Source organism: Myroides odoratimimus, from assembly GCF_004337635.1.
Lineage (GTDB): Bacteria > Bacteroidota > Bacteroidia > Flavobacteriales > Flavobacteriaceae > Flavobacterium > Flavobacterium odoratimimum.
Genome location: NZ_CP037427.1, coordinates 1923400 through 1940259, shown reverse-complemented (window position 1 = coordinate 1940259; position 16860 = coordinate 1923400). Strand labels below are relative to the sequence as shown.

General features: G+C 36.9%; 11 protein-coding genes, 2 tRNA genes and 2 rRNA genes. 4 read left to right on the top strand and 11 right to left on the bottom strand.

What is annotated here, in order from left to right:
* Window positions 1-30 precede the first annotated feature (30 nt).
* From E0Z07_RS08850 to E0Z07_RS08825, 6 genes are all read right to left on the bottom strand, one after another.
* Window positions 31-2924 (bottom strand): 23S ribosomal RNA (locus E0Z07_RS08850).
* A gap of 119 nt (window positions 2925-3043) precedes the next feature.
* Window positions 3044-3117 (bottom strand) — tRNA-Ala (locus tag E0Z07_RS08845).
* A gap of 91 nt (window positions 3118-3208) precedes the next feature.
* A tRNA-Ile gene (locus E0Z07_RS08840) sits at window positions 3209-3282 on the bottom strand.
* Between the two features lie 80 nt (window positions 3283-3362).
* A 16S ribosomal RNA gene (locus E0Z07_RS08835) occupies window positions 3363-4880 on the bottom strand.
* Together the 16S and 23S rRNA genes with 2 tRNA genes alongside form the textbook arrangement of a ribosomal RNA operon.
* Window positions 4881-5984: 1104 nt before the next feature.
* A complete protein-coding gene (locus E0Z07_RS08830) occupies window positions 5985-6527 on the bottom strand; it encodes a hypothetical protein (RefSeq protein WP_131540567.1) in 543 nt (180 codons plus the stop codon).
* A gap of 49 nt (window positions 6528-6576) precedes the next feature.
* Complete coding sequence (locus tag E0Z07_RS08825) at window positions 6577-7572, bottom strand: LLM class flavin-dependent oxidoreductase (RefSeq protein WP_006266400.1); 996 nt, start codon at window positions 7570-7572, stop codon at window positions 6577-6579.
* A gap of 177 nt (window positions 7573-7749) precedes the next feature.
* Here E0Z07_RS08825 and E0Z07_RS08820 point away from each other — a divergent pair, with 177 nt between their 5' ends.
* Together E0Z07_RS08820 and E0Z07_RS08815 are read left to right on the top strand one after the other, a co-directional pair.
* Entirely contained in the window at window positions 7750-8091 is a 342-nt protein-coding gene (locus E0Z07_RS08820) for a cupin domain-containing protein (protein ID WP_131541085.1), read from the top strand.
* A gap of 110 nt (window positions 8092-8201) precedes the next feature.
* Window positions 8202-9143 carry an MBL fold metallo-hydrolase gene (locus E0Z07_RS08815; RefSeq protein WP_006257176.1) on the top strand — a complete coding sequence of 314 codons (942 nt, stop codon included), beginning with the start codon at window positions 8202-8204 and terminating at the stop codon, window positions 9141-9143.
* Between the two features lie 55 nt (window positions 9144-9198).
* Here E0Z07_RS08815 and brnQ read toward each other — a convergent pair whose 3' ends face one another.
* Entirely contained in the window at window positions 9199-10524 is a 1326-nt protein-coding gene (gene brnQ / locus E0Z07_RS08810) for a branched-chain amino acid transport system II carrier protein (protein ID WP_006257177.1), read from the bottom strand.
* Between the two features lie 264 nt (window positions 10525-10788).
* Here brnQ and E0Z07_RS08805 point away from each other — a divergent pair, with 264 nt between their 5' ends.
* Window positions 10789-11316, top strand: coding sequence for a GNAT family N-acetyltransferase (locus E0Z07_RS08805; protein ID WP_131540566.1), 528 nt, complete (start codon window positions 10789-10791; stop codon window positions 11314-11316).
* Here the strand turns inward: E0Z07_RS08805 and E0Z07_RS08800 are convergent.
* Entirely contained in the window at window positions 11302-11616 is a 315-nt protein-coding gene (locus tag E0Z07_RS08800; RefSeq protein ID WP_006257179.1) for a winged helix-turn-helix transcriptional regulator, read from the bottom strand. The genes E0Z07_RS08805 and E0Z07_RS08800 overlap by 15 nt on opposite strands.
* A 525-nt stretch (window positions 11617-12141) precedes the next feature.
* On the opposite strand from E0Z07_RS08800, the gene E0Z07_RS08795 reads away from it, so the two are divergent.
* The gene (locus E0Z07_RS08795) at window positions 12142-13017 is read left to right on the top strand and encodes a helix-turn-helix domain-containing protein (protein ID WP_006257180.1); all 876 of its coding nucleotides are present in this window, start codon (window positions 12142-12144) and stop codon (window positions 13015-13017) included.
* Between the two features lie 224 nt (window positions 13018-13241).
* On the opposite strand, the gene E0Z07_RS08790 is transcribed toward E0Z07_RS08795, so the two are convergent.
* The 3 genes from E0Z07_RS08790 to E0Z07_RS08780 all read right to left on the bottom strand — a co-directional run bounded on the left by E0Z07_RS08790 (window position 13242) and on the right by E0Z07_RS08780 (window position 16858).
* Complete coding sequence (locus E0Z07_RS08790; RefSeq protein ID WP_006262895.1) at window positions 13242-13676, bottom strand: FKBP-type peptidyl-prolyl cis-trans isomerase; 435 nt, start codon at window positions 13674-13676, stop codon at window positions 13242-13244.
* A 47-nt stretch (window positions 13677-13723) separates the two neighbouring features.
* On the bottom strand, window positions 13724-15469 hold the full coding sequence (locus tag E0Z07_RS08785) for a nuclease-related domain-containing DEAD/DEAH box helicase (protein ID WP_006266396.1): 1746 nt from the start codon (window positions 15467-15469) through the stop codon (window positions 13724-13726).
* Window positions 15470-15712: 243 nt separating this feature from the next.
* Window positions 15713-16858, bottom strand: a complete 1146-nt coding sequence (locus E0Z07_RS08780) for a cytochrome-c peroxidase (protein WP_006257183.1) — start codon at window positions 16856-16858, stop codon at window positions 15713-15715.
* Between the last annotated feature and the right edge of the window lie 2 nt (window positions 16859-16860).

Genomic DNA, 16860 nt, shown 5'->3' with positions numbered 1-16860 from the left:
CCCTCCCCTTGTATTTAAACAAGGGGAGATTCACATAAGCTTACGGGTTATTAGTACTACTCGACTTTGACATTACTGTCTTTACATCTATAGCCTATCAACGTTGTAATCTCCAACGACCCTTTAAAGAAATCTCATCTTGTGGTGGGTTTCGCACTTATATGCTTTCAGCGCTTATCCCTTCCCAACGTAGCTACTCTGCGATGCCCCTGGCGAGACAACAGATGCACTAGAGGTTGGTCCAATTCGGTCCTCTCGTACTAGAATCAGATCCACTCAAATTTCTAACGCCCACAGTAGATAGAGACCGAACTGTCTCACGACGTTCTGAACCCAGCTCGCGTGCCACTTTAATGGGCGAACAGCCCAACCCTTGGGACCTTCTCCAGCCCCAGGATGTGACGAGCCGACATCGAGGTGCCAAACCCCCCCGTCGATATGAGCTCTTGGGGGAGATCAGCCTGTTATCCCCGGCGTACCTTTTATCCTTTGAGCGATGGCCCTTCCATGCGGAACCACCGGATCACTATGCTCTACTTTCGTACCTGTTCGACTTGTTAGTCTTTCAGTCAAGCTCCCTTATACCATTGCACTCTACGCACGGTTACCAAGCGTGCTGAGGGAACCTTTAGAAGCCTCCGTTACTCTTTTGGAGGCGACCACCCCAGTCAAACTACCCACCAAGCAATGTCCTCCCCAATAAGGGAGTTAGATCTCAAATAAGCAAAGGGTGGTATTTCAACAATGACTCCACAACGCCTAGCGACGCCATTTCACAGTCTCCCACCTATCCTACACATCACTTATCCAAGAACAATACTAAGCTATAGTAAAGGTGCACAGGGTCTTTTCGTCCCACTGCGGGTAATCGGCATCTTCACCGATACTACAATTTCACCGAGCTCATGGCTGAGACAGTGTCCAGATCGTTACACCATTCGTGCAGGTCGGAACTTACCCGACAAGGAATTTCGCTACCTTAGGACCGTTATAGTTACGGCCGCCGTTTACTGGGGCTTCAATTCAATGCTTCTCAACAATTACTCATCGATAACATCTCCTCTTAACCTTCCAGCACCGGGCAGGTGTCAGGCCCTATACGTCATCTTACGATTTTGCAGAGCCCTGTGTTTTTGATAAACAGTCGCCTGGACCTTTTCACTGCGGCCAGCTTGCGCTGGCGACCTTTCTCCCGAAGTTACAGGTCTATTTTGCCTAGTTCCTTAGCCATGAATCTCTCGAGCGCCTTAGGATACTCTCCTCGACTACCTGTGTCGGTTTACGGTACGGGTACTAATAATCTAAGTTTAGAAGCTTTTCTTGACAGCCCTTAGGCACACTATCTCGTTGTCCGAAGACTCAAAGTACTATCGCATTTCTCCAAGTCTGACGCATTTTACTATCAAACCTATAGGTACGTGCTTCAACGAACTATTCCGTCAGTTCGCGGTGCTTTCATCACTGTGTCACTCCATCACAATTATTAGTAGTACGGGAATATTAACCCGTTGGCCATCGACGTCCCCCTTCGGGTGTGCCTTAGGTCCCGACTAACCCTCAGCTGATTAGCATAGCTGAGGAAACCTTAGTCTTACGGCGGGGGTGTTTCTCGCACCCCTTATCGTTACTTATGCCTACATTTTCTTTTCTAAAAGCTCCAGCAATTCTCACAAATCACCTTCTGCGCCGTTAGAATGCTCCCCTACCACTCACGCAACTAAATGCGCAAATCCATAGCTTCGGTAGTATACTTATGCCCGATTATTATCCATGCTCGATCGCTCGACTAGTGAGCTGTTACGCACTCTTTAAATGAATGGCTGCTTCCAAGCCAACATCCTAGCTGTCTGGGCAATCAAACCGCGTTTTTTCAACTTAGCATACATTTGGGGACCTTAGCTGATGGTCTGGGTTCTTTCCCTCTCGGACATGGACCTTAGCACCCATGCCCTCACTGATGACTATCATTACTTAGCATTCGGAGTTTGTCAGGAATTGGTAGGCGGTGAAGCCCCCGCATCCAATCAGTAGCTCTACCTCTAAGTAACTATCGATCATCGCTGCACCTAAATGCATTTCGGGGAGTACGAGCTATTTCCGAGTTTGATTGGCCTTTCACCCCTACCCACAGGTCATCCGAAAACTTTTCAGCGTTAAACGGTTCGGTCCTCCATTTAGTGTTACCTAAACTTCAACCTGCCCATGGGTAGATCACACGGTTTCGCGTCTACCACTACTGACTTAAGCGCCCTATTAAGACTCGCTTTCGCTACGGATCCATGACTTAATCACTTATCCTTGCCAGCAACGGTAACTCGTAGGCTCATTATGCAAAAGGCACGCCGTCACCCCACTAAGGGGCTCCGACCGCTTGTAGGCGTATGGTTTCAGGATCTGTTTCACTCCGTTATTCACGGTTCTTTTCACCTTTCCCTCACGGTACTGGTTCACTATCGGTCTCTCAGGAGTATTTAGCCTTAGCGGATGGTCCCGCCAGTTTCAATCAAGGTTTCACGTGCCCCGACCTACTCAGGATACCACTATTCTTATCTTCTCTTACTTATACGGGACTATCACCCTCTTCGGTTTACCTTTCCAGGTAATTCTAATTAAATCCGCAAGAAATCTCGTGGTCCTACAACCCCAAAATTGCCGTAACAACTTTGGTTTGGGCTATTCCGCGTTCGCTCGCCACTACTTACGGAATCACTTTTGTTTTCTTCTCCTCCGCCTACTTAGATGTTTCAGTTCAGCGGGTTCGCCTCCATATTGGATAGTATGTCTTCAACATACTGGGTTGCCCCATTCGGATATCTACGGATCAACTCGTGTGTGCCAATCCCCGTAGCTTTTCGCAGCTTATCACGTCCTTCTTCGCCTCTGAGAGCCTAGGCATTCCCCATACGCCCTTATTTTGCTTATGTGCTTACAATTCTTTCGAATCGTACTTTCTATATATTTCTATATCTTTTTTATTCTTTCTAACTGTTTTGTTAGTTAAGTTTTATCAATATGTCAATGAACTTGTGGCAATTATGCCTAGTGGAGAATATCGGAGTCGAACCGATGACCTCCTGCGTGCAAGGCAGGCGCTCTAGCCAGCTGAGCTAATCCCCCATATCTAGTGTTTGGTTAACAGCTTACAGTTAACAGTAACTTTTGGGCGGTTAGTTTAACCTCTAGTATTTCCTTTGAATTAGTAATTTAGTAGTCCCGGGCAGACTCGAACTGCCGACCCCTACATTATCAGTGTAGTACTCTAACCAGCTGAGCTACGAGACTCTGTATTACTTAATTCTTTTATTCTATTTTTGGTATTAACAGCGAGAGTAAAGTATCATACTTCTATAATTATTCTCTAGAAAGGAGGTGTTCCAGCCGCACCTTCCGGTACGGCTACCTTGTTACGACTTAGCCCTAGTTACTAGTTTTACCCTAGGCAGCTCCTTGCGGTCACCGACTTCAGGTACCCCCAGCTTCCATGGCTTGACGGGCGGTGTGTACAAGGCCCGGGAACGTATTCACCGGATCATGGCTGATATCCGATTACTAGCGATTCCAGCTTCATAGAGTCGAGTTGCAGACTCCAATCCGAACTGAGACAAGCTTTGGAGATTCGCATCCTGTTGCCAGGTAGCTGCTTTCTGTACTTGCCATTGTAGCACGTGTGTAGCCCAGGACGTAAGGGCCGTGATGATTTGACGTCATCCCCACCTTCCTCACGGTTTGCACCGGCAGTCTTGCTAGAGTCCCCGCCACTACGCGCTGGTAACTAACAATAGGGGTTGCGCTCGTTATAGGACTTAACCTGACACCTCACGGCACGAGCTGACGACAACCATGCAGCACCTTGTAAATTGTCCGAAGAAAAATCTGTTTCCAAATCTGTCAATCTACATTTAAGCCCTGGTAAGGTTCCTCGCGTATCATCGAATTAAACCACATGCTCCACCGCTTGTGCGGGCCCCCGTCAATTCCTTTGAGTTTCATTCTTGCGAACGTACTCCCCAGGTGGGATACTTATCACTTTCGCTTAGCCACTCAGTCCGAAAACCGAACAGCTAGTATCCATCGTTTACGGCGTGGACTACCAGGGTATCTAATCCTGTTCGCTCCCCACGCTTTCGTTCATCAGCGTCAATAAGTACGTAGTAACCTGCCTTCGCAATTGGTATTCCATGTAATATCTAAGCATTTCACCGCTACACTACATATTCTAGTTACTTCCATACTATTCAAGCTCTGCAGTATCAATGGCAGTGTCCTAGTTAAGCTAGGAAATTTCACCACTGACTTACAAAGCCGCCTACGAACCCTTTAAACCCAATAATTCCGGATAACGCTCGGATCCTCCGTATTACCGCGGCTGCTGGCACGGAGTTAGCCGATCCTTATTCTTACAGTACCGTCAAGTCCCTACTCGTAGGGAGGTTTCTTCCTGTACAAAAGCAGTTTACAATCCATAGGACCGTCATCCTGCACGCGGCATGGCTGGTTCAGAGTTGCCTCCATTGACCAATATTCCTCACTGCTGCCTCCCGTAGGAGTCTGGTCCGTGTCTCAGTACCAGTGTGGGGGATCTCCCTCTCAGGACCCCTAATCATCGTTGCCTTGGTATGCCGTTACCACACCAACTAGCTAATGATACGCATGCCCATCTTATACCGATAAATCTTTATTATCAATACGATGCCATATCGATAAACCATGGAGCTTTAATCCGAATTTCTTCGGGCTATTCCCCTGTATAAGGTAGGTTGCATACGCGTTACTCACCCGTGCGCCGGTCTCAAAAAAGCAAGCTTCTTCTACCCCTCGACTTGCATGTGTTAGGCCTGCCGCTAGCGTTCATCCTGAGCCAGGATCAAACTCTTCATCGTATATTTTTAATTTCGTAAATTAAAAAAGTATAATTCCAAATCTTAGCGATTTGCCTTACTCTCTTATTTGTATGCTGTCAATCCAATATGTTTATGAACGTGTCTTCTTATTTCTAAGTCTCACTTGTTTTTCAAAGCGAGTGCAAAAGTAAAAACTTATTTCGAATTAACAAAACTTTTCTAGAAAATATTTTTCTTTATTTTTTTCGCTCAACTCCCGTTTTTACTGAAGCGAACTGCAAAGATACCACCTTATTTTTTACTTATCCAAATTTATTTTTATAAATTTTTTAAAGCTTATTTTTAGTCGTTCTTGCTTCACTTTTTGTTTATGATCGTCTGCCTCTAGAGTCGTTATCACTTCTCTAATGCGGATGCAAAAGTAGTATCTTTTCCCTTACTTCCAAACTTATCTTTGCCTTTTTTTAAAGGTTTTTGAAAACTATTTCATAACTCATTATTATACCACCTTTTACGAGTGAAAGTTTTTTTATCTTTTTTTAAAGGTTATAGCGTTATGGCGTCTCTATACTATATATACGTAAAGAGCAGTACTTAATATTGTACTCTATTATATATATGTAATAATTGAGAATATGCCTTCTTATGCCCTTTCTGTCTATTTCTAAATGTTACTTTATCCTATATAGAGGTGTTTTATCCTCCTTTTTATAGCCTCTATACTTATATAGGTGTGTGTTTTTTGAAGAAAAGTTCATTATTAAGTAGCTATATCCTTGTTTTGAAGAAAAACTAACACACTTTTTTTATTCTCACATTGAGCACTTACCCTCACAAACAACTATATATCAACAAGTAAAGCATATTACCAGTATTATTTTTCTAAAACCAAAACACTTCCCAATCCCAGTAATAGCAAGCCTTCATACCTACTTCTTCAACACTGCTTCAACATTTCTCCAAGATTACTCTACCTGAGCACCTCTTTCTTGAAGCAATATTGAAGAGGTCTTGTCGCACTCTTGAAGAGGGGGCTTAAAATATAGTAACAAAAAAGCCCTAGACTATATAGTCCAGGGCTGCGGGTAATACATTCTTTAATGAAAAAAGCTCTTGCGTACTGACAAGAGCTTTACTCTATAATTATTTCTTTTCTTTAAAGGATTCAAGCATTAAAGTCATCACGCTCTCATATTTCTTCTTTTTAACCATAGTAGTCCAGCTCACTATTTGATAGTATCTATCTTTTCCTTCTATACAAGCTAGTTTATAATGAACGAGAGTCCCATTTAAATCTCCATCATAACTAGTCAAATAAGCAGGTAGTCCATTCACACTAGTCTGTTCTAGTTCTGTATCTTGTTTTAAATTCAAACTAGAAGCGATAGAAGAATTCGCTAATTCAGCATAAACTTTAAAGTTAGGAGCTGGATTGCCATAAACCTCTTCAACAATCTCTTTAAACTCTACCTTATTATCTTCCACTATCACTACATAGAAATCATCCTTTTTGTTTTCCATTTGAAGGACGGCATCTTTATTCAGATTTTTGGCAAGAGAGAGTTCACTAGGAACCTCAATCGTCCCCAAATCACCAATATTTACTTCTTTTGGCACTGTAGACTCACTACAAGAAATCAAAAAGAAAGTAAATAAGCTCATCATTATAACAATACTTCTTATCATCGTTATTCTGTTATTTTAAATATTATAGGATTGTAAAGGAACAAAACTTTTATTTGTTTTTCATAATCTCTGAAAACAATTCAACACTTCTTAAGCGTTCCTCTACTCCATAGATCGGAGTAGTGATCATAATCTCGTCAACCTCAATCGTATTAAAGAAATCTGTTAAACCACTTTTTACTTTTTCTTTGTCTCCTATAAAAGAGAAGAATGTTTTTTGCTTTACAATGAACTCTTCATAGTCTGTCCAATTGCCCTCCATAGATTCACAAGGTCTCTGAAGAGGTTTTCTATCATTTCTAATAATTCCTAAGAACATTTTATAAAATGATGTAGCTAGTTGTTCAGCCTTTTCATTCGTATCTGCAACTATTGCATTCACACAAGGCATAAAATAAGGTTTATCTAATTGTGCAGATGGTACAAAATTCTTTCTATAGATATTAGCTGCTTGTAATAAATGATCTGGAGCAAAATGACTTGCAAATGCATACGGCAAACCTAACTCAGCTGCTAAATATGCACTATCTGTACTAGATCCTAGTATCCACATCGGTATATCACATCCTTCACCAGGAAATGCTCTTACCTTAGCTCCTTCATTTACTTTAAAAAAACGCTTTAACTCCTCTATCTGTTGTGGAAAAAAATTAGCTGCATGTACGTCATTACGTCTCAAAGCAAGAGCTGTAGCCTGATCGGTACCTGGTGCCCTACCTAATCCAAGGTCTATTCTACCTGGATATAACGCCTCCAAGGTTCCAAACTGTTCAGCAATGACTAAAGATGGATGGTTTGGCAACATCACTCCTCCTGAACCTATTCTCAATGTAGATGTCCCTCCTGCCAAATATCCAATCAAAACAGAAGTGGCAGAAGAAGCTATATGGGGCATATTATGATGTTCTGCCAACCATAGTCTATTAAAGCCAACTTTTTCAATATGTTGTGCTACTTTTAAAACATTCTGTAAAGTTTCAGTCGTTGTTTTATCCTCACCTATAATCGCAAGATCTAAGAATGAGAATGGTATATTATGATTCATATAAAAATTCAATTAAAATGATATGACACAAGATAACATTAATAAACAGAATGCTATTCGCTGTTATAAAAAATTAACATCATGAGTTATATTAACTTATTAATAAGCTTATAAACAATAATTTATACCAATAAAAAATCGTAAATTTATAACACTAATCATTACTTAAATAATATGATGCACATACAGAACTTATTAGAGCAGATAGAGTATGGTGAGAAGAAACCAGCTATCAAAATACTTGTGGATAACGACTTTTCTAAAGAAATCAGAATTGTATTCAAAAAAGGACAAGAGATGAAGGAACATAAGACATTCTTCCCTATAGTCGTGGAAATCGTAAAAGGAGCGATAACATTCGGGGTGGAAGGAAAGCCTTATGACTTAAAAGAGGGACACTTAATCGCGCTAGAACCTAATATCCCACATGACCTAACAGCTCTAGAGGATAGCATAGTACGACTAACCTTACATAAATCTGATCAGGTCACAAGAGTGATGAATGTCATCAAGGACTAAGTATAGTTATCTTCTACAAGTATTACTACGCCTATACCTGCTAAAATATATTGCTTATTAGATAACAAAGAATCCTTATAAGTACAGTAAATTTGCACAAATCAGAAAAAATGAAAAAAATAATATCTAGCATACTGTTACTATCAAGTACATTCTGTCTGGCACAAAATCTAGAAATTATCCCATTAGGGGTCTATGGTGGTGGAGATGAGAGCAACTTATCGTCTTATCTTATCGGAGTAGAAAACACAAATAGCTATATCGCTCTAGATGCTGGTACTATACATAGTGGTATCAATAAAGCAATCGAAGAAAAAACATTCTCAGCAGATAATGGTACGATACTACGCGATTATATCAAAGGGTATTTTATATCACATGGTCATCTGGATCATCTATCAGGACTAATCATAAATTCTCCTGAGGATTCTTCTAAGCCTATATATGCGTTACCATTTGTCATTGATATTTTTAAGAATAACTATTTCACTAATGCTTCATGGGCTAACTTCGGTAATGAAGGAGAAAAACCTATACTAGGTAAATACAAATATACAAGAGTAAAACCTGCACAATCCTTCAATATAGAGAACACTTCTCTATCTGCTGAAGTATTTGAACTTAGTCATGTAAATCCACAGTTAAGCTCAGCTATATTAGTAAGAAATAATGATGAGTATGTACTCTACTTCGGAGATACAGGAGCTGATAGAGTAGAGAAAACGACTAAACTTAACTATATCTGGGAGTACATAGCACCTCTAATCATTAATAAGAACCTTAAGACTATATTAATAGAAGTATCTTTTCCAAATAGCCAACCTGAAGATAAACTATTCGGACACTTAACACCCAAACTGTTAAATGAGGAATTAGGTAATCTAGCAAATCATGTAGGTAAAGAAAACTTAAAAGATTTAAATATAGTTATTACACATCTAAAACCTAGTGGGACAGCTATAAATACTATCAAAGAAGAATTAGCTAATCAAAACGAATTTAAAATCAACTATATCTTCCCTGTACAAGGGCAAAAAATAAAGTTACAATAACCAAAAAAGCCGTCTGCGTAGACGGCTTTTTTGGTTATATACTATATCCTTATCATTAATTTGATTTTTGTTTAAAGAACATCTTGTCTACAATAAACACAAGAAAGAATGCTACTAACGATGGAATCAACCAAGGTACGTCATAACTACTCAATGGCAATGACTTAATAAATTCTGCAGATGACTGAGAATACTCTATAAAGTCATATTTAAAAGCAATAAAAGAGCTAAACTGAATCAATGCTACAACTGTAGTAGTTAAGATTGCTCCAACGAAAGGAGCTTTTCTAGTCACAGATTTACCAAAAGCCACCATATAAATGATCAATGTCAATGTAATAGGATATATGATTCCTAAAAATGGGGCTGCATAATCAATAATACTATCCACTCCTTTGACTGCTAATACTGCAGAAGAAATACAAGTAACTACAACCACAAACTGATAACTAAGTTTTCCTTTCGTTAATTGGCTGAAGAAGGTACCAGTAGCACACACTAACGCAATCGCAGTGGTCAAACAAGCTAAAGCTATACATAATGATAATGCCAGAGTCCCTTGACTACCTAATACTCCATTAGAGATATGCAACAATAACTCTGTTCTCTTTAAATCATCTGTAATAGGGTAACCTGAGGTTGCTCCTAAGTATACTAATCCACCATATATGAATAATAAACATGAGATAGCAACAACACCTGACATATAAGTAACCTTTGTTTTCTCTTTAGAACTCACATAGCCAGCAGCCTTCACTGCAGAGATGATAATACCAGCATAAATCACTGATGCTAATACATCCATAGTCTGATATCCCTCAGCAAATCCAAGTCTAAATGGATCTGGATAAGAAGTATTAACTAACTTAGAAGTATCTAAAGGATTGACTATACCAATCACTACCATCGCTACCAAAAGAACTAACAACATAGGTGTCAAATACTTACCTATAATATTAACTACCTTAGACGGAGATATCGAAAGTAACAACGTAATCCCAAAGAAAATAACAGAAGACCATACTGCACTAAAATCAGGAAAGACAGATAATACCCCTATCTCAAAGGTTGTTGCTGCTGTACGAGGAATAGCAACCAATGGTCCTATACTAAGAATAATAGCTGTAGCTAATACCCATCCTAATGTACTATTGATCCGTTTACCTAAGTCTGTAAATTCGTCTCCAGAAATCAATACAGCAACAATTCCTAAAAAGGGTGCTAGTATTGCGGTGATAGAAAACCCTGTAACAGCCGAGGTCCAAGAACCTTCTGTAAACAATCCAATAATAGGAGGCAAAATTATATTTCCAGCACCAAAAAACATGGCAAACAATGCAAAACCAATAGTTACTGCATCAAAGATGGATTTTTTATTCATTCATTAAATTTTAGGTAGTTAACATTTGTTTTATTCTATAGTAAAATCAGTAAAATTTCTTAAAATTTGTACTTAAAAATAACATTCAATATCTTTAGTTTTACTTAAGAGGAGCACAATATATAAAATAATAATCGGCTTAGATATATACATACCAATATTTTACACCATATTCATTTAGATTCAGTGATAATTTAACACCTTCTAGAATATGTTAAAAAAAACAACACCAATAACCGAATTAGAAACAAAAAAAACTAAAAAATGATTCTTTTTACTACCAATAACTTAAAAATAGAAACAATTCAATTAGGAGAAGACTTAAATGACCTATTAAAGATTCATAACTCTCCTGACACAATGAAATGGATTCCATCTAGGGCAAATCACTGGGATTCTGATGCTTTAAGAAATAAATATGCAAAAAACGATCTCCTCTACTCTCAAGGGTTAGGAATCTATAAAATTTCTCTAAACAATAACTCCCAAACTGACATAATAGGAGAAGTACTACTCATAAAATACGGAGAGCAAGAAGAAAAAATAGAAATAGGGTACATTATACATAAGGATTATTGGCAAAAAGGTTACGGTACAGAATTACTACATGGCATAGAACTCTTCATGCAACAAATATATCCTTCAAAAATCCTTATCGCACAACTCTACGAGAGTAATATATCCTCACGTAAGCTATTAGAAAAAATGAATTATTCACTTATAGATAGACAAGAACTGGATAACAACACCTACAAGTTACTCTACCAGAAAGAAATCTTATCTACTCTGTAGGGCATGATACAAATTATCAAATACTGGTATCACTAGTCTAGCTCTCTCTGTAAGAGAGTACTCAATATGCAATGGCTTTTGATTAATTATACTCTTAATTAAGAAGCCATCCTCTTCCAACTCTTTTAAAGCTACAGAGACAGATTGTTTATTAGCACCTTCTAATAAACGCATATAATCTCTAAACCTCCTAGGCTGCTCTTCTGTAATATGAATGATATGAACTTTCCATTTGCCACCAAGCGTTTTTATTAGTTCTTCTGCTGGGCACTTAGTAGTTTTCTCATCGTTGTTAACCATAATTCATATTTATTTAGTTACAAAGCTACACAATTCCCTTTATAATGGAAAAACTAGTGTAATTGATATTCTTTTAATACTACAGAATATTAAAATATAACATCACTTCCAACAATTTCTCATTTCAGACTAAGCAAATGGTCAAAAAAGTCTCATTTTTTGCTTTATTATTTTATCATATAAATTACAAAATAATATGTTTCAAATATTAAATTATAATCAATCATATGTAATAAATCGTAAAAATAAAATACTCATATACACAAATCAAATGAATAAATAACAATTTTAAAACACAATAAATATAATAATCAATTCATTTTAAGTAAAAAAGACAATAAAAAACACTTTTTACACAACATTGATATATTTCATATTATTAATTTTACACTAACAAAACATCAACATATTATTAACATAAAATTTAAATATGATTAGCCATTTAAAAAACACGACTTAGTATAAACCTAATACACAAAACTCACACTCCCCAACCGAGTTTGCGTATTAAAAATCACCTACATCATGACAAGCACAGCATCAAAGATCGTAATTCCAACTAAAATAGTGGAATTTAAGAATCCACCTAAAGATGATTTTATCATTTTTCAACAAGGGGACGAAACAAAGAAAATATCTCCATATAACAAAAGGAGTTATTACAAACTTTCTTATTTAAAATCAAAGAGTAAATTCTTTGATGGAAATAAAGTGATTGAGTTAGAAGGTCCATCATTATTCTTTTCTAACCCGGTATCTCATTATACATTCGAACCAGTATCAGAAAAACCGGAAGGATACTACTGTTTATTTAACAGCAGCTTCTTAGGCTATAAAAGTCACTTATTAAAAAGCATTCTTGCCCACTTACACGAGAATCCTATTTACCTTTTAACGCCACAACAAGATGAGTTTATTTCTTATGTATTTAAGAGAATTGAAGAAGAAAACAATCAAAAGTATGCGCAGAAATACGAATTAATGCGTAACTATATTGAAATCATAATACATCAAAGCAATAAGCTCAATGCGACATATACTGTAGACCAGAGTGTAAATGCACCACAAAGATTGTGTTCAAAATTCTTAGAATTATTAGAAAAGCAATTTCCGATTGAAAAAACAAATACAGTAATCAAATTGAAAACGCCTAATGATTTTGCAAAAGTGCTGAATGTACACGTAAATCATCTCAATCATACTTTAAAGAAAACAATAGGAAAATGTACTAGTGACTGTATCCAAGAGAGACTATTAATAGAGTCACAAAAATTACTAAAGTCTAAACCATGGAGTGTAGCTGAAATAGGCTATTGTTTAGGATTTGAATACCCAACGTATTTTTCTAGCTTTTTTAAGAAATATACTTTACTTACTCCTAATCAATATCGCAAAAATTAAATAATGATACAAAGATGTTTGAATTGTTTTACAATCAATTGAATAACTCAACTTAACTTTGTGGAAGAACATAGAAAACAACTTTACTAAAAATTACAATTGCAGAAAACTGCAAAAACACATTGCTTATCTTCAAGCTAAAAAAATGAAGAATAGTAGCCCTAAATCTTTTTTATTGTTAAAAAAGCCACCTTTTTAGAAGGTGGCTTTTTGTTTTGTCACTATTAAAGTTTATTTACTAATTCTACTTCAAATACAAGAGTGCTATAGGGACCAATCTCTTTACTAATATGCTCTTCTCTATAAGCGTATTCTGGAGGTGTGACCATTCTAAACTTAGTGCCTATTGGCAATAATGGAACAACCTGTTGATAGGCTAGAATTAATTTGCTCAGGTTGAAAGAAGCGGTCTTCCCTCTAGCAATAGAACTATCAAAAACTTCTCCATTGATATTAGTACCATGATAATGACATTCTATGCGATCAGAAAGTTCTACTTTGTCCCCTTCACCTAATGCTATAATCTCATAAGCTACACCTGAGGGCAATAAGATCACTCCGTCCTTCTTTACATATTCTTCTAAATACTTAGCTCCTTCTTCTTTATTCTTCTGTTCTAACTGCTCTTTCCTTTTTTTTAATAACTCTGCGACACTCATAAGTATTACTCTATTTTAAACTTACCTGCAAAAATAATAGATAATTTCTATCCTTCATGCTCTTTATAAGTATGTAATTGCCAAATACTAAGGTTATCCATAGCACGTGTACATCCCACATACCATTCATAAGGAGTTAGTTTATTCGGTTTATCCACTACAAGAATAACATTCTTACGTTCTAATCCTTTAAACTTAACTGCTGTAGTATACTGGAGTTTCTTAGGCTTTAATGTAAGATTCTCAACTGTAAGCTCCTCCATTCCTAATTCTAGAATTAAATCAGCAACGTTATTACGTCTCTGCCACACTTTACTTTGTACCAACACAATTACATCCTCTGCGTTTAATGAAGAACTAGGGTCATTAATACTGCGTATCACTTCTTCCATTGCTTCTTTAATCGTCACTTGGTCATAGAATGAACGCAATTCAATTTCATCATACTCTTTCTGATGCACACTCACCTCATCCCAATCATCAGGATGCGTTTGAATATGTTCTGAAATCTGACGAATCTGTGACTTCTGTGCACTTCGTCGTATTTTGTGTAATTTAAAATGAGTAAAATACTCTTTCAAGAAATAAGCATAATCAGAAACATCACGTCCAAAAAGAGAGAAGCTTTGGTCTAGATCATAAAGAAGTATAATATTCCCTTGTTTCATTCCATTATGATTACCACATAACTTATGCATCATTAAGTGAAGATTACGATCAAACAAATCTTGTGCTTCGTCTACAATCATATAATCATAATTAGGAAGCTTATCTATTTCTTCTAAATGAGTAATCGTCTTTCTAATATAGTCTGCAAATTTCTCTGGTTCTATATATAAAAGATCACGCTCAGTAACACCAGGTAAATACTTCATCACAAACTGTGTGAATGTAATGCAGTCTATACGAACATTACTCGCCTTAAACCTCTGTGCATTATAAGCACATAACAAAGAGTTCCAGCACAAATAAATACCGTGTCTTCCCACCTGCATCTCACTATACGCCATCGCCATAGTAGTCTTACCTGTACCTGGCGCTCCTTCTATCATTAAACGCGGGTTTTCAGAAAGAGAGTACAGTATCTCTAAGTTTCGTTCTTTTAGCCATTCTAACGAATTTCTAGATTGGAAGACATTGGTATCCTGAATCATTGGACTGAATGTATTCACAATATTATCCAATTCTGCTTTCGATAGATTATTAAATCTAATAGGGTGTGTATTCTCTAATTTCTGCTTAGAATAATCATAGATATGTAATAGAAATTTCTCTATATTCTTATATCTATTGCGTCGAGTGTAGTCACTAAATATAAGATTCTTATCATAAATAGTATTCTCAATAGCAATTTTAGTAGTTGGAAAGGCCACTGCTTCACAGAATAATATATGCTTAAAGCTAGGGAACACTTTATTCATCAAAGTGTATTTATATCCCTTCACTTGTTCAAAAGGGTTTTGGTTTAGCCACTTCTTACGCTTACCATCCTTAAAACAGAAACGTCCTTGGTCAACAAAAATATTCCCCCCTTTTACTTCTAAGACAATAATTCCAAATTTAGAAACAATGATAAAGTCAAGCTCAGCGTCCGCTTTAGCCCTTTTTATCTTAGAGTTATCATGAAAAGGAAGTTTCATACTATACCATACATACCAATCATGAGGGCTTTTAGACAGGGATTCTACAATATCTCCATATATTAAAAACTCTCCATAAGGAACCTTGTTCCCATTTATAAAAAGTTGCTCGAGCTCATCTAGAGGGTACTCCGGATAAATCTTTAAAGCCATGACTCTACATTTTTTTGATGAACATCTAAATTACGTCTTTTACCTCAACTCTACTCTATATTCTACAATTAAAAAAGGATAAACTAAAAATAGCTTATCCTTCTATAACATTTACATTTAAATTATGAAAAACTCCCTCTTCATCTTCATTATTCTATTGCAAAAATAGACCTAGAGAATGTCATAAGATATCATTCAAAAAATAAACGACTATTTAGAAATAAATAGTCGTTTATAAATATATTATTCTGTTGGAAACTCAGGTCTTCTCATCTTAAATCTACTTCCAGATAGAGACTCTAAGAATGCTACTATCGCTTTTGTTTCTTCTTTCGTTAACTCTAGAGGTTTCATTAAAGGATCTGTCACAGGATATAAAGGATCTTTCGCTTTTTGTTCAGCAGTAGGATCTATCATGTGCATACCACTGTTGTACATATTAACGATTCCTTCCAGATCGTCAAATAATCCATTATGCATCCAAGGTCTAGTGTTTAAAAGATCTCTTAAACCAGGAGTTTTAAACTTCCCTACATCATTAGGATCTTTCGTTACTTCATATCTACCGAGATCTTCAAACTTGCGTTTATAGTAAGTCAATCCAATATTGTGAAAAGACTCATCTGTCAAGTACTGCCCATGATGACAATTCATACATCTACCTTTCGTTCTAAACAAATGCATACCATAAATTTCTTGGTCATTAAGCGCTTTATATTTACCGTCTATAAAAGCATCTACTCGACTAGGTTGACTCTTAATTGTCTTTTGAAACGTAGCAATTGCTCCTACAATACGGTCATAGGTAATCTTCTCATCACCGAAAGCTTCTTTAAAATAAGGTTTATACCCTTGTACTTTACTCAATTTGGCAGGTAAATCTACTACGTCCATTGCCATTTCGTTATGAGCAGATAATGGTCCATTAGCCTGTTCTTCTAAACTATTAGCTCTACCGTCCCAAAAATAAGAAGTACGCTCTGCAGTATTATATAACGAAGGGGTATTACGTGCTCCTTTTAAGTGATCATGTCCAAGTCCCACCATACGTCTATCTGTCCATCCTAATTCAGGATCATGACATGAACTACACGATATCTGATTAGACTTTGACAATTTAGGATCAAAGAATAACATACGACCTAAAATTACTTCAGGTTTCGCTTGTTCTGTAAAATAGTCGTTATCACGTTTAATACTTCCCATCTCACTCCATTCCACACCTTCATCTATAGTTGGTGCCGGCCATTGTGAAATAGGCTGCTTATAGCTTTCTATTATTTTTTGATACTCAGGGTTGTCGCTTCCTAAGAATCCTACAAACTTTGGACTAAAACTAAATAATCCAAAAGCTAAGAATCCAGATAATAAAATAACTACCTTTTTCATTG

Excerpts from the sequence above, each read along its gene's own strand:
- E0Z07_RS08830 (WP_131540567.1), bottom strand. The coding sequence starts at position 6,527 with ATGATAAGAAGTATTGTTATAATGATGAGCTTATTTACTTTCTTTTTG.
- E0Z07_RS08825 (WP_006266400.1), bottom strand. The coding sequence starts at position 7,572 with ATGAATCATAATATACCATTCTCATTCTTAGATCTTGCGATTATAGGT.
- E0Z07_RS08820 (WP_131541085.1), top strand. The coding sequence starts at position 7,750 with ATGCACATACAGAACTTATTAGAGCAGATAGAGTATGGTGAGAAGAAA.
- E0Z07_RS08815 (WP_006257176.1), top strand. The coding sequence starts at position 8,202 with ATGAAAAAAATAATATCTAGCATACTGTTACTATCAAGTACATTCTGT.
- brnQ (WP_006257177.1), bottom strand. The coding sequence starts at position 10,524 with ATGAATAAAAAATCCATCTTTGATGCAGTAACTATTGGTTTTGCATTG.
- E0Z07_RS08805 (WP_131540566.1), top strand. The coding sequence starts at position 10,789 with ATGATTCTTTTTACTACCAATAACTTAAAAATAGAAACAATTCAATTA.
- E0Z07_RS08800 (WP_006257179.1), bottom strand. The coding sequence starts at position 11,616 with ATGGTTAACAACGATGAGAAAACTACTAAGTGCCCAGCAGAAGAACTA.
- E0Z07_RS08795 (WP_006257180.1), top strand. The coding sequence starts at position 12,142 with ATGACAAGCACAGCATCAAAGATCGTAATTCCAACTAAAATAGTGGAA.
- E0Z07_RS08790 (WP_006262895.1), bottom strand. The coding sequence starts at position 13,676 with ATGAGTGTCGCAGAGTTATTAAAAAAAAGGAAAGAGCAGTTAGAACAG.
- E0Z07_RS08785 (WP_006266396.1), bottom strand. The coding sequence starts at position 15,469 with ATGGCTTTAAAGATTTATCCGGAGTACCCTCTAGATGAGCTCGAGCAA.
- E0Z07_RS08780 (WP_006257183.1), bottom strand. The coding sequence starts at position 16,858 with ATGAAAAAGGTAGTTATTTTATTATCTGGATTCTTAGCTTTTGGATTA.